At 57.8% G+C, this 13,940-nt stretch carries 11 protein-coding genes; 4 read left to right on the top strand and 7 right to left on the bottom strand.

Features of this window, described 5'->3' with window-relative positions; translation table 11 throughout:
* Window positions 1-542: 542 nt before the first annotated feature.
* Both P8X75_07765 and P8X75_07760 read right to left on the bottom strand, forming a co-directional pair.
* Entirely contained in the window at window positions 543-1,304 is a 762-nt protein-coding gene (locus P8X75_07765; protein MEJ1995100.1) for an META domain-containing protein, read from the bottom strand.
* 123 nt (window positions 1,305-1,427) lie between these two features.
* Window positions 1,428-2,045, bottom strand: a complete 618-nt coding sequence (locus tag P8X75_07760) for a hypothetical protein (protein ID MEJ1995099.1) — start codon at window positions 2,043-2,045, stop codon at window positions 1,428-1,430.
* A 257-nt stretch (window positions 2,046-2,302) separates the two neighbouring features.
* On the opposite strand from P8X75_07760, the gene P8X75_07755 reads away from it, so the two are divergent.
* On the top strand, window positions 2,303-2,656 hold the full coding sequence (locus P8X75_07755) for a hypothetical protein (GenBank protein MEJ1995098.1): 354 nt from the start codon (window positions 2,303-2,305) through the stop codon (window positions 2,654-2,656).
* 833 nt (window positions 2,657-3,489) lie between these two features.
* Here P8X75_07755 and P8X75_07750 read toward each other — a convergent pair.
* Window positions 3,490-4,443: an autotransporter domain-containing protein gene (locus P8X75_07750; protein ID MEJ1995097.1), complete on the bottom strand. Its 954-nt coding sequence runs from the start codon at window positions 4,441-4,443 to the stop codon at window positions 3,490-3,492.
* Between the two features lie 699 nt (window positions 4,444-5,142).
* Between P8X75_07750 and P8X75_07745 the strand changes: the two genes are divergently transcribed.
* Window positions 5,143-6,870, top strand: coding sequence for a SulP family inorganic anion transporter (locus tag P8X75_07745; protein ID MEJ1995096.1), 1,728 nt, complete (start codon window positions 5,143-5,145; stop codon window positions 6,868-6,870).
* A gap of 146 nt (window positions 6,871-7,016) precedes the next feature.
* Here the strand turns inward: P8X75_07745 and P8X75_07740 are convergent, their stop codons facing one another.
* The 4 genes from P8X75_07740 to P8X75_07725 form a co-directional block, all read right to left on the bottom strand.
* A complete protein-coding gene (locus P8X75_07740; GenBank protein MEJ1995095.1) occupies window positions 7,017-8,513 on the bottom strand; it encodes a class I adenylate-forming enzyme family protein in 1,497 nt (498 codons plus the stop codon).
* 10 nt (window positions 8,514-8,523) lie between these two features.
* Complete coding sequence (locus P8X75_07735) at window positions 8,524-9,258, bottom strand: CoA-transferase (GenBank protein MEJ1995094.1); 735 nt, start codon at window positions 9,256-9,258, stop codon at window positions 8,524-8,526.
* Window positions 9,255-10,037 carry a CoA-transferase gene (locus P8X75_07730; protein ID MEJ1995093.1) on the bottom strand — a complete coding sequence of 261 codons (783 nt, stop codon included), beginning with the start codon at window positions 10,035-10,037 and terminating at the stop codon, window positions 9,255-9,257. The genes P8X75_07735 and P8X75_07730 overlap by 4 nt, the downstream gene beginning before the upstream one ends.
* Before the next feature lie 141 nt (window positions 10,038-10,178).
* On the bottom strand, window positions 10,179-10,934 hold the full coding sequence (locus P8X75_07725) for an IclR family transcriptional regulator (GenBank protein MEJ1995092.1): 756 nt from the start codon (window positions 10,932-10,934) through the stop codon (window positions 10,179-10,181).
* 147 nt (window positions 10,935-11,081) lie between these two features.
* On the opposite strand from P8X75_07725, the gene P8X75_07720 reads away from it, so the two are divergent.
* Both P8X75_07720 and P8X75_07715 read left to right on the top strand, forming a co-directional pair.
* Complete coding sequence (locus tag P8X75_07720; protein MEJ1995091.1) at window positions 11,082-12,704, top strand: rhodanese-like domain-containing protein; 1,623 nt, start codon at window positions 11,082-11,084, stop codon at window positions 12,702-12,704.
* 475 nt (window positions 12,705-13,179) lie between these two features.
* A complete protein-coding gene (locus P8X75_07715) occupies window positions 13,180-13,935 on the top strand; it encodes an SDR family NAD(P)-dependent oxidoreductase (protein ID MEJ1995090.1) in 756 nt (251 codons plus the stop codon).
* The last annotated feature ends 5 nt before the right edge of the window (window positions 13,936-13,940 follow it).

Below are 13,940 nucleotides of genomic sequence, written 5' to 3'. Positions count from 1 at the left end.
AAGCCTCTCGAGCTTTTGCCGATTGGCGAGTATATTATAGAACAAGCTTAAATACTTGACGCGTGCTGAAACCAGCGTGTTTGTCTTTCGAGTATTCCACGTCTCTTGCATGTACACCTCAAGCTAAAAAAGACCCAACTCACGCGGCGTAGTTCATTTAAGTATCATTTAATCGCATAGTATGAAGCACAGTCACCCTCTTGATTGGATAGGTGCGATGAGAACGATGCTCCCGTTTTGGCAGAGAATCCTTCTGACGGTAGGCGTGATGCTGATTGCCAGTTTCATCGCTGGCATCATCTCCGAGAACCTTTTTGGATTGGCCCTCCCAAGCTACGTTGGCGGACTCGTTGGTGGGGTTGCGGCGATCCCGGTTTGGGATTTACTAAAAAGAATCCGGCCCTCCGAGAAGTGAGTCATTCGGCGTGCTTTGGCTATTGCCAGGTGTTGGGCGATCGCCTGAGCGGCGAGACTAGGCAGTCAGGCCCACGGGGCGCCTGACGGCGTTCTTTCATCCTATCCTTAAAAATCCGTGATGCGGTTTATTTGGGCCTAGCTTGAAACCGAGCGACAACCGTCCCTGCTGACGATAAGAGCGACAGGAGGTTACCACGCAGTTCATATCGGGCCGTATCTTGGACAACTGAAAGGGTATCCTGCTCCAACTTCTCCCGATTGCCGGGGCAGGCCTTTCGGGTCCCTGCCATGGAGGTAGGGAAGGAGATTGCGGGTCCATCAATTTCAGCGACACCTGTAAAGCGGTTGCATCCCGCATAGAGGCTGAAACGGCCTTCTTCTTGGAAGCTGAGTGTCGGCGGATCGTCGACTATCAGCGCGCGACCGCCAATCTCAAAAGCAGACCAGGCAACGCCTGCCAAACCTTCCGGTGCTTGGGCCACCTGCGTGCGTTCAGGCATCTTTTCGAGATGAACCTCTATGCTGTCGGAAGCCCCGCGTGTCAGCACTGGATAAGCAGAAGTAGTTCGGAACAAGACCCCTTCTTCAGTGAATAATATGGCGGAAACAGCGTAGCTCAGACGCTTGTCAATAAGCGCAGGGTCGTAGGACAAGCGTACTATCTGTGGCGGATTAACGGCTTTGAACCGCTGAGCAGAAAGCTGCACTGCCTTTGCATCCGCTTTTGAGGTATCCAGAAGTTGAACGTGCAAAACGCTGTTCGGCGGCGGGAATAGAGATTCGGAATAGCCAACCTTGATCGACAAAAAGGCCATCTCTTGGCTCTGTGCGGGATGAAAAGCGCCTAAAATCAGAGTAAAAGCGAGGGCGGCTAGATAATCACGCATGGAAATGCTGCCAAATCTCACATAGCTCGGATGGGTCCATCGTCATTGGCAATATGCTGACGGTACAAATGCGAAAGCGACAGTACTGGCTAGCCACGAAGAATATACCTGAGGCATCCGCAATCATTCCTTAGTCAGGTTGATTGCAACATGGCCGGTTGTGCCGCCGCCGATCGGCTTGAAGCCGGCGTCGATAGACTCCAGCCCCCCAGGGGAGGCGAAGTCGGCCACGCGCCAGGTGTCACCGTCCTTGATGAAAACCACCGCATGGGGACGCTCCAGGTGGTCGTACCCGAGCACGCCCACCGCTTCGAACTCCGGCACGCCGGCGACGCCCAGGACATAGAGCGCGAGGGCGGCGTAGTCCTCACAATCTCCCTTGAAGCCGCGCGAGGCCAGTTCGATAGGCCCGATCCACTCGTCAGCAGTGTCCTCGGTGTAGGGTAGCGCTCCCAGCTCCTTTTCGAGCCGGAGCGTCATGGCCTCGCGGTCCTGTGATGCGAGTTCTTCGCCTAGTTTGGTCCAATAGTCGAGAGAGGATGGCCGGGTTTCCAGCGCCTTCGATATCTCACGCGCGACCGGAGGCCATCTTTTCCCTGGGGCCTCATCCAAGGACATGATCAGGATGCGCTTTACGATAGGACCATTCGTTTCGATAACCTTTCGGCCCGAATGATCGGCCATGACCTCGGTCGATAGGATCAAGGCAAGTCCGATGAAGAGAGCTTGAATAACTTGCATATGCGTACCTTCTGGAGACCGACAACCACTAGATGGCTGTCATTATAACCAAAAGCTTACAGGATCGTGGACTCAGAATGACACGTGCTTTTATCCAATACCGGACTTTCTCCGCAGGGTGTAGATTCATTGGTCAAGCGCATTTTCGTCTTTCATCTATGACAACCTGATCTTGTCCTAAGGAGCTAGCCATCTAATTGGTCAATTAGGAACGGTCGACCGGCTGAGCGAGCCACCCTCACTTTCTGGGAGCAAACATGCGTATTAAAATCCTTGTCCTCATCGCTTTTGCATCTTTTGCCATTTTCGTCCTTTCGCCCCCCGACGTCCAAGCGAGCGGTAAGGAAAAATCGGTTCAATCGATCGGCGAGAAAGGAAAGGGCGGCGGAGGAAAGGTTGTCCCGCCCGGTCAGGTTAAGCGATATACGCGTGGCTCAAAGCTTCCTGCTGATCTTAAGTTCAAGAACATCGACGACTTGTCGAAATGGAAGCTCAAGCCCCTCGCGAAGGGAGAGAAGTACATCCGCGTCGACAATGAGATCTTACGCGTTGCCGATGATACCCAAACAGTTATCGAAGCTGTGGGCATAGTAGACGATCTGCTTCGATAGGTTTTTGAGTAATTTCAACAACGCTCGGCACAGCCGAAATTCTAGAGGTCGAATTCGGAGCTTTGACATCAGGTTACACGAATAATGGGTCCCGCCGTTAGGCTCCCGCGGAATGTGAACCATTAGATGCTCAGAGAATTGATTGCAGCATCGATCCCGAACGCACCGGTGCTTTATCGAGCCCCCGGCGTGACTTCACTTCGGGGGCGCTTCTTTGTTCTCCGCTCTTAGCCAAAAGCGGACAAGGGGCCCAGCGGTGTTTCTGCTAGTCCGGCTCGAAACCACCCTGATAACCTTTTATCGCTTGGGCTTTAGCCAAGCCTGAAGTCTCCCTGTTCACTTGCCGCGCTGTCATAGTTGATAGCGCGGCTTCTTTTGAAAACATTCTTCCCGAAGATCTAGACGCTGGCGCTACCGGTGGAGCTCGAAGTCGAGAATTTTAAGGCGAGGGGTTTTAAATCCCTTGTGTCAACCAGTTCTACCGAGCTCGCTATGCGCGTCAATAGTCTATTAGATCGGGGTACCAGGCGCCGCAAGCATCTGCACCAGCACCATCTGTTTGCCGCTCAGGGCAATCGGCAACAATTCTTGATAAAGCATCACGGAGCGACGTATCTGGGCCGACCAAGGCGGCGAAGCGCTCCCGGCGATAAACCCCACCACGACCGCACTTGCGGCAGTCGATACGAACTCGCGGAAAGGGATAGTCGGCTGCATCGGTCATGCCAAGGAATTAGGCCAAAGGGGCGCGAAGGCCAATAAACCCTTTTAGCCAATAGCGGCCTCAGTACTCCTTATAGATGAGACCTTCCACGTGGGTCCTATTCGATGGTTCAAAAGCTAGCAGACAATCCGATGGAAAAACCTGTTAGGTTCTCGCCATGTGTGTAGCGCGCCACAAGTCTAGTCGTACTGATTAGAGGTACCCACGTTTCCGAGAAGTCGATCTCGCCACCCGCTCCTCCCTGCAGCAGCCAACTAGTGCTCAGCGCGCGTCCTTGATCACCTGAGAGATATGATCCTGAAGCTTCCGTCACTATGCGAACGGGACGGTCGAATAAACGCAATCCGGTTGGAATTCTAAGTCTTGACCAAAAACCAGTCGTGATTGCGTCAGCGCTTGCAATGACGTTCCTGTTGTCGAGGACGGGGCGCAGATGGATATGTGTGTGCCGGAAAGTGACGTCGACTTCGTAATCACTTTCCCAGCGCTTGTTGTAAATGAGGCTAAGAGATCCGCCGACGCCGCCGACCGTCAAGCCGCCACCATCAATGAAGTTTGTATCCAGGCCCAGTTTCTCAGCCACTATCTGGGCGGCAATCGATGTATCGCTCTGGATACGGCCAATCGAGAATTGTGCCATTGGTAAGATGCTAAGATTTTCATTGATATCAAACTCCCAACCAATGCCTCCAGTAGCCGCGACCGTGTTCCACCTCAAGGGAAGGGTGCTCTCCTCTCCTCCCTCGCTGATAATCAGTTGTGGGTCATAGCGCGTGAAGCCGATGAAGCCCTCAAGATAAAGCGGGAATTCCTCATCCAAAGTGAAGCCACCACCGAACTGACCGGCTCTGAAGGTGTTGTACTTTGAGGAAGTGCTCTCTAGTTGAAGCGTGCTAGCCGTCTCGCTGGGTACTGCGGCTATTCCATACACTGCCAACGCTGCTTCGGCGTTCTCGCGCAGAACCGAGCCAAAAATGTCTTCAACGTTCTGCCCGTAGGTAAACGAAGGCCAACATGCGATCAACGCGGCCGTAAATCCCCAAGAGATTCTTTGCACCGCCACCCTACTCTGACCCCCGCAATCTAAGTGCAACGTGTGAAAAGCGCTTGTTAAAAGGTTAGCTCGCCTTAAAGCGCAATCAACGCAGCACCAGCTTCTAATATGGCGGATGCCGCCAGCGGCATTGCGTTTCTAGAAGGCTATGTTTCAGTGACCGCTTCTAGCCAGTAGAAGTCGCGGAGCGCCTTGAGGTCCTGCATCCTGTTTATTGACAGCTCATCGATGATGTGTAGTTTAGCGCCCGCAAAATTTAAAAAACTCAATGAACTCCCTGCGCCGTTCTCCGAACGCAACCGGCGCAGATTTTTTCGCCTAAATTTCGCCTAATTGCCTCTCCACCTTTTTGTTCTCCCCGAGCCATGAATGGCTTGAAATGAGCGCGTCGCCGTCCCCTCCTTGGTTGAAAGACCTAGAACGCAGGCGACGCGCTCTATTTCTGCGGCAATCGATCCGTCCGGTTAAGGCTTAGTTGGGCCACACCCTCTACAGTCGCTATTTCAATTCACTGTCTGCTTATAGCCAATAGCAGAAGAAGTGGAAAAGTGGTCTGACTGCGGCTTTCTGGCAATTGAAGCCGTTTGTCTGTTGCCTTTTGGGGCGTTTTGAGCAGAGTGAAACTTCGCCTCCAGTGTCTTCTCAAGCATCGGTCGCGATCACATCAACTCACTATCCACCCGTCTTACATTGTCCCGGCAGGGCAGGATGTCCTCACAAGAGCCGGTAACGGCATCGACTACTCGTCCCAGTTTCTCAGAACTATTCACGCCGAAGCTCGTTACCGTTCTGCGCGAAGGTTACTCGCTCGCAAACTTCCGTGCGGACGCTCTGGCAGGCCTGACCGTGGCGATCATCGCGCTACCGCTGTCAATGGCCATAGCCATCGCATCAGGGGCCACGCCGGCTCAGGGTCTCTACACTGCTATCGTCGGCGGATTCTTCGTCTCAGCTTTGGGCGGAAGCCGCTTTCAGATCGGAGGTCCTGCTGGAGCGTTCATAGTCCTGGTTTCTGCCACAGTGCTGACTCACGGTATCGACGGAATGATCCTAGCGACCATGCTGTCAGGTCTGATTCTCGCGGCGATCGGCTTTCTTCGTCTTGGCACTTATATCAAGTTCATTCCCTACCCGGTGACCGTAGGTTTCACGGCGGGTATCGCTTTGATAATCTTCGCAAGCCAGATTGGGCCGCTACTCGGCCTGGCATTGACCTCGGATATGCCCGGACCGGCCCTGGAGAGACTGCCGCTTATCTGGCGAGCTCTCCCCACGCTCGATTCCGTGACGACCCTTCTCGCGGTCGCCACTCTGGCGGTCATCGCACTTGCGAGGAAATTCCGACCGCACTGGCCCGGAATGCTAATCGCAGTGGCCGGGGCGAGTGCGGTTTCAGGGCTTTTCGACCTTCCCGTCGCCACCGTCGGGTCCGAGTTCGGCGGCATTCCGAGCGAGCTGCCTTTACCCGCTCTTCCCGAGATCACTATTGAGAAGATCACGGCCGTGCTGCCGAACGCGGTGTCCTTCGCACTTCTGGGCTCAATCGAATCGTTGCTCTCAGCCGTGGTCGCCGACGGAATGACCGGCCGTCGCCACAGGTCAAACTGCGAACTTGTTGCCCAGGGTGTGGCCAACGTCGCCTCTGGCCTTTTCGGCGGGATGTGCGTGACAGGCACCATCGCACGCACAGCAACAAATGTACGCGCAGGAGCCCATGGGCCGATCGCGGGAATCCTGCACGCCGCCTTCATCCTGCTTTTGGTTCTCGTCGCGGCGCCTCTAGCCAGCTACATCCCTTTGGCCAGTCTTGCCGCCGTGCTGGCAGTCGTCGCCTGGAACATGGTCGAAAAGAACGCGATCGCAGTCTTGGTTCGAACCAGCCGCGGCGATGCGGCCGTGATGCTATCGACCTTGCTCCTCACGATCTTCCGTGACCTCACTGAGGCAATCGTGGTGGGCTTCGCGCTGGGCTCGGTCCTTTTCATCCATCGCATGTCGAAGACAACTGTCGTGGAGGCGCAGCGCCCGATGGTCGAGGAAGACCGGTCCGACTCCGCGGACGGTGCGCGCGCACCCTATGACGAACGCGCGGCGACGGATCCCGACCTGATAGTCTACCGTATCTCCGGAGTGCTGTTCTTCGGAGCAGCCACTTCGATTGGTTCTGTGCTCGACAGGATCGCCGACACCCACCGCACGCTTATAGTGGACTTCTCAGCCGTCCCCTTCTTGGACTCGACAGCCGCGAACACCTTGGTGGGACTGGTGCGGAAAGCATCGAGGGGGTCGGTGCGAGTCATTCTGACAGGGACTTCCAAAGAGGTCGGAGACGAACTGCAGGCGCACGGCCTCAGGCCGCCCTTGGTCGAGTACGCCGAAACAATCGAGCAAGGGACCAAGCTTGCCAAGCAGCAGGCGAAGACTGAGAGCATCTGATTTTTGGAACTTTCCACCCAGTGCGGTTCGAATGCCTGCTTCCAGCCAATAGCGGTCGGTCGCAACTCAGCGCCTTTCAGCCGGGTGTCCTAGAACTCAGGCTATGCACTACGGCGAGCGGAGCAAGTAGTGCAACGACCTAGCATCTACAAGTCAGCTAAACTCTCTGCCAACCGCTTACGATCAACTTTTCCTACGGAGTTTTCGGGTAGCCTGTCGAGGTATTGATATCCTGCTGGTCTGTGAATGCGTGAAAGCTCAGATTCCACAGCAGCGCTCATAACTTCGCTGCTAAGGGCTTTGCCCTCACTTCCCTCAGTCTTCACCACGAAGGCGAACGGCACTTCTCCTAGGTCAGCATCATGTTTAGCCACCACGCAGACCGCCTCTACGCCGGGAACCTTGATGAGGACACTTTCTATAAGCCCGGGCGAAATGTTTTCTCCGCCGCGGATAATGACCTCTTTCTTTCGCCCGGTCAGAAATAGGTAACCATCCTGATCAAGATACCCCAGGTCACCGCTTGCCAGCCGAGGTCCAGGCGGCTTTGGCAGGCCCTCTGACTGCTCATCAATATAGCCGAGCATCAGGGTCGGGCCGGAGATACACACCTCTCCTTCGGAGTCGGGTTCCGTGAGTAATACACCGCGGCTGTCTAGAATTTCGACCCGCTGACCCGGCAGAGGTCTGCCCACCGAGCCAAGCCTCGGCGCTGCCGGGGGATTCAGAGTAGATGTGCAGGTGGCCTCCGAAAGGCCATAAGACAGCACCAGGGGTTTGCCAAATTTCTGCTCGACGCGGCGGTATTGCTCTTCGGTGATGGGCGCTGACCCGCAGCGTAGCATTCGCACTGACGTGAGCGTTTCGGGCGGAAAGTCCACCGGCAACATGCGAGAGAAAATGGTAGGCACGCCGGTTACGATGGTCGGTTGGTATCGTGCTATCCAGTCCGGCATATTCTCAGCCTTGAATCGCCCAGCCATGGCAATGCTCGCTCCCGCCAGCAGCGGCGCCAGAATCTGGTTATTGATTCCATTGGTATGGAAAAGGGGCATGATGTGGAGGAGCCGATCTTCCGGCTGTAGGCCTGTAGCTTCGGCGACGCCGCTGGCGTTGCCCAGCACGCCTCGGTGGCTTTGAAGAACGCCTTTAGGCTTACCGCTACTTCCGGAGGTGAAGAGTAGTAGAGCAGGAGCCTCGCCTCCGATGTTCAAATCCCAGTAGGGGTCGGCTTCCGATAGCTCATCGACCTTGAGGTGCGTGAGGGTGGGCAGGTCTTCTAGCGCTAGCTCCCCCTCATTTGCGTCGTCCAAAAGTAGCCAGGCGATCCTGGTCATGCTGAGTCGCCGCCGCAACTCGTTACCACCAAGGTTCGGCTCCAACATCCAAGGAACCGCTCCGGCGGTCAGGACGGCGAGCAAAGCAACAATCGCTGCTTCGGTTCGCTCCATCGCGATCGCAACGCGCGCGCCCCTCAAGATGCCCGCCGCGCGAAGCTTGCCGGCTAGCGTGCCCACCTCGTCGTGGAGCTCTGGGTAGGTGATCTCCCGTTGAGGCCCGATTAGGGCGATTCGTCCGCGGCGCTCCTGACTCTTCCATAGCGCAAAGAAGGCTGGTAGGAGGCTTTGATTCTCTGGCTTCATGGAATCGGGCCTATCGCAGCGCCACCTTGGCGTCCCTCTCAAACTGGCCGTCCGGGTCAAGTTCAGTCAAAGCTATCTTCTCGCGCTCACTCGGGGCGGCGGAGGGTTCCGCGCCCTCTGAGTCAAAAGTAAAGCCGGTCCGCTCGCGTACTTCTTCGAGAGAGACTTCCGGATGCCAGGATGCGAGCGCCAGACGTTCCGCCCGTTTCTTGAACACGGCGATCGGCGTCACCACGCCATGGAACCCACCGGCTGAGGTGCAGAAATGCAGTTTATCGACCAAAGTGCGGGGTGAGTGCTCTGTGCGCCAGGTGCACGCGCGCCGCGCGGTTGGCAGCATCACTGCACCGCCCCCACCGCCGGGCAGGCGTACCTTCGGATGCTGCCAGTCCCCGATCGCTGAATTGTTCGCGTTGCCCAAGCCATCGATCTGGGCCGCGCCGAGGAAGCAAAGATCCATGCGGCCGCGAGCGCAGAGATCATAGAAATCCTCGTTGTCGAAAATTGACGCGGATCCCTCCGCCAGCAAGGGATCCGAGCTGGAGATTGGAATCGAGGAGGGTTGTGGGTCCACGCCACCGGCGACGTTGATATAGATGAAGTCCTCTTCCATGGCCTTCTTCGCCAACAGGCATGCCAGCATCGGCAGGGTCGAGTTGACTCCGCTGAACGTGATTTCGCCGGGCCGGATGAAGCGGGCGAGGTTGGTTACGATGTAGGAGAAGCCTGACCAGTGGTTGCTCATTTGTGGCCTCCGGCCTCCGGCGCCTTGGCCAGATGTGCGGCAAGGCTCTCCTCGCCGGGCTCTAGGTAGGCCTCTACCGCCGGGTAGTCGATGGCATAGTCCGGCCAACTCGAGCCAGGCCAAGCGCCGTTCGGCTGGATGGCGAAAGCCTCGACCATGAAGTAAGGGACTGCGGTGGCCTCGGGCGCCGCGGTGAAGACGCTTGTCTCGACAATTTTCTCCGCCACCACCAGCACGCTTTTGGCCGCGCGCGTCATGATGTGATCCCAATGAGAGGTTCCGGCGATCCTGACGTTGCCGCGCGCATCGACTTCGCTGGCTTGGATCACCGCGTAGTCGGGCCGGATTGCAGGGATGGCGTAGACGGGGTCGCCCGCGCCGTAAGGATCCTCAATCAACTTCCAGCCGTTGATGGCTGGAATGTCGCTACCGTGCAGCCCGGCGCAGGGTTGAAAGGGAATGCCATATGCCGCTGCACGCAAGCCTGCCGTGAGGCTGTAGCAGGCGTGCTCCTCGAGCTGAACGCGGTTGCCCTCGACCGCTTTCCGGTAATAGGGCGCCAATCCAAAGTTGCCCTCCATAGCAACGATTCCGGCCCGCACCTTGTCTACGCTCTCCGCGCGGCAAAGGATGTCGATGTCGTAGCCGGGTGACTGCTTGATGATCTCGAGGTCTTTCTTGCCCTGGCGAATAAGCTCACGCACGAAAGCGAAGGGTCCACGATGCAGGAAGCTCCCGCCCAAGGCGAGCGATGCGCCGTTGGGAATCTTCGCCGCCAACTCCTTCAGGGAAATCTGCTTGTCAGTGCCCGGAAAGCCCGAAGACATAATCTTCTCCTCAATTCGATTGGCGCCGTTCCTGGCTAACCACTGACAGGGCGGCTGTCAAATTATTTGAGAACACAGTCCTAAATCTTGGGATTAGCGACTACCCTGGTGCCCCATGGCGCGTGAAAGCTCCTGCGCGACAGACCGGACGAAGGGTCCCTGCTGCTTCATCTTTGCCGGCGTCAGGCGCTCGGTGGGGCCGGAGATCCCCAATGCCGCGATGGCCTGACCTGCACCGTCGAAGACCGGACTGGCGACCCCGCCAACGCCCGCTCGCCATTCACCCCGATTGATCGCATAACCCTGTTCGCGCACCTTGCGGGCCTCGCGCTTCAGCGCCGGGACCTCGACGACGGTCAGCTTCGTATAGGCCTCAAGCGCCCCCTCGAACCGGTCGAACAGAGCCTCGTTCTGCTCAGCCAGCAGCGCCTTTCCAGTTGCAACCGCATAGGCCGGCGCCCGGCTTCCAAGCGAGGTATAGGCGCGGATCGGCAGGACGCCGTCGAGCTTCTCGACGTAGACGACCTCAAGGCCGTCTAGCAGCGAGAGATGCACCGTCTCGCTGGTCTCCTCCAGCAGCCGGGCCATGAAGGGCTGGGCGATCTTGCGCACATCGAGGCTCTGAAGCGACCGGGACCCGAGCTCGAAGAGCTTCATCGTGCCTCGGTAGCCGCCCTTCTGGGGGTCGCGTTCGATGTAACCGGCATGGGCGAGTGTCTGCAGGGTACGGTGGGCATTGCTCCGGGTGAGCCCGAGCTGGGCAGCCAGGTCCTCCAGCTTGCGCGCGTTTTGATCGTCAGCGATCACGGCTTCCAGAACCGACAGGCCCTTCAGAAGTGTCTTGTCCAAGAGAGTCCCCCTTTTCCAATGTCCTGCCTTCGGCCTTGACAGGCCGGCGCTTGCCGGGCAGCCTTCACAAATAATGGATATATCATCCTATTTATTGGGACAAGCTCGATCTTTCCAGGGGTTCGCACCGAAGCAGGGAACGGGGTCATGACGGAAAGTAGACAAGGGCGGCCGCCAAGCCCCGCTCCACGTAATTTCGAGTATGTGCGCTCACATCTCCTGGCCCGTCGGGAGATCGCATTCCTGGACGTGCGGGAGGAAGCGCCCCATGCCGAGGGCCATCCCCTCTTTGCGGCGAACCTGCCCTTCGCCCGGCTGGAGCTGGATGCCTATCGGAAGCTTCCTCGCCTGGACGTTCCGATTGTGACATTCGACGGCGGCGAAGGCTTGGCTGAGGCGGCCGCACAGCGGCTGATCGCGATGGGCTATGGCGACGTGGGCGTCTTCTCGGGTGGGCTCCAAGCCTGGAAGGACGGGGGCGGAGAGCTATTCATCGACGTCAACGTGCCCAGCAAAGCCTTCGGCGAACTGATGGAGGCGCGCTGCCATACACCCTCCTTCTCCGCCGAGGAGGTGCAGGCCATGATCGAACGCGGGGAGGACATCGTGATTCTCGACGCGCGGCGCGTCGACGAGTACAGGACCATGTCGATCCCCACCGCGACTTCCGTACCGGGCGCGGAACTGGTGCTGCGCGCTGGGCACCTCGCATCGGATCCGAAGACTAGGGTGATCGTCAACTGCGCAGGGCGAACGCGGAGTCTCATCGGCGCTCAATCGCTGATAAATGCCAACCTGCCAAACCAAGTCGCTGCTCTTCGTAACGGCACCATTGGCTGGTTACTCGCGCGTCAAAAACTGGATCACAATGAAGACCGAATTTGCCGGGAGACACCGGAAGTCGCACGGGAAGTTGCGGCTCGTCGCGCAAATGAGGTGGCCAAACGCGCTGGGGTCCGCCACGTGAAACTCAGTGACATCGCTGGCTGGGATGAGCAGGAGGGGCGGACCACCTATTTTTTCGACGTCCGCAGCTTCGAGGAGTATGAGACGGGGCACCTAGTCGGCTTCTATCCAATCCCTGGCGGCCAACTGGTTCAGGAGACTGAGATGTATGCGCCCACGCGTGGAGCCCGCATCGTTTTGGTTGACGACGATGGCGTGCGCGCAAACATGACCGGTTCATGGTTGGCCCAGATGGCATGGGAGGTCCATGTGTTGCAGGACCTCCCAAAAGAGGCATTCTCGGAGACCGGCGCCTGGCACGGGCAGCCAATTGAACTGCCTGAGCACAGGGAGATAGAAACGTCAGAACTCGCAGAACTTCGAGAGGGAGCTGATCCGCCGACAATAATAGATCTCGCAAAGCACGCGGAGTACGAGAAAGGGCACATTCCCGGCGCCTTCTATTTGCTGCGCTCCCGCCTCGAAGAGGATTGCAGAAATCTACCGGTTACTAGGCGCTATGTCGTGACAAGCCCTGAGGGTAAGTTGGCAGCCCTTGCAGCGCCGGATTTGACCAAAAGGCTCGATGGTGAGGTCTCTGTCTTGAGTGGCGGTACATCGGCTTGGGTAGCTATGGGACAGAAATTGGAGGTTGGTGAAAACAATCTAGCCTCGCCTCCTATTGACCGTTACCGACGACCTTATGAGGGAACCGACGCGCCCCGAAAAGCAATGCAGGCCTATCTTGATTGGGAGTTCGGATTGATCGACCAGTTGGAGAATGATGGTACCCATCACTTTAAGCCGATACCCCTCCAAGAATGACCGAGCCGGCCTGTCTCGCAAGGTCTGCTGACAGGCTGTCCTCGGCGGTCACGACGGCAACTCCGCCATTGGAGATCGGGGCAAGATAATGATGTCCGCTATTAGCCATAACGAGGCATTTGCCTTCCGCAGAGGGTGATTCAACTACGGCTCTCTGTTCTCCTGAGCAGCTTCCCTGTTATCGGAAAGAAATTCCCTGATAACTGAATCTAATTCCCTGTTTCGGTTCTTAGGGAATTTCCCCAGAAAGCCAGGCTGAATCAGCGCCTTAGATAGGACGCTCTGGCGCAAAGCAGGCTAAGAATCGGAAGATTCCCTGTATTTTCCCGGATATCAGGGAATTGTGAGCAGAGACGCGTTCACTCCAGACTGCATCCACAGCCACCTCTCCCAGTCCTTACCCTCATTGGAATCTGTGGTAGCCTCGGCGGCTCCCGGGATGGGCAGCAGTACGAGAGGAGGCGAGGGCGCCATCATGAGTAAGGATTCCAAGATCGCATTGGTCACCGGCGGCGGCACGGGCGTCGGGCGCGCAGTCGCGACCTCGCTTCTGGAAGGCGGCTACCGGGTCATCGTGGTCGGACGCCGCAAGGAAAAGCTTGAGGAGACCCTCGCCGCCGCCGATGCCGGGGACCGGGGCCTGGCGCTCACCTGTGATGTGAGCGACCCTGATCAGGTGGAGGCGCTTTTCGCGGAGATCGAAAAGCGCTTCGGGCGGCTGGATCTGCTGTTCAACAATGCGGGTATCTTCACGCCGGGGGCGCCGGTGGGCGACATCACGCCGGAGGATTGGCGCAAGGCGGTGGACGTGAACTTGAACGGCGTTTTCTACTGCACGCGGGCCGCCTTCAACCTGATGCGCCGTCAGGACCCGCAGGGCGGGCGCATCATCAACAACGGCTCCATTTCGGCGACGGCGCCCCGGCCGGGCTCAGCGCCCTACACCACCACCAAGCACGCGATCACCGGACTCACCAAGTCCACCTCGCTGGATGGCCGCCCCTTCAACATCGCTTGCGGGCAGATCGATATCGGCAATGCCGCAACGCCCATGACCGAGAAAATGCCCGAAGGCGTGCCTCAGGCGGACGGCTCCGTGAAGCCTGAGCCGGTGATGGATGCGCGCCACGTCGGCGAGGCGGTCCGGCATATGGCGGACCTGCCGCTCGATGCGAACGTGCAGTTCATGACCATCATGGCGACCACCATGCCCTTCATCGGGCGCGGGTGATCCTG

Source organism: Limibacillus sp. (genome assembly GCA_037379885.1).
Taxonomy (GTDB): Bacteria; Pseudomonadota; Alphaproteobacteria; order Kiloniellales; family CECT-8803; genus JARRJC01.
The sequence above is the reverse complement of the archived record's forward strand: the minus strand, read 5'-3'. Positions and strand labels throughout refer to the sequence as shown.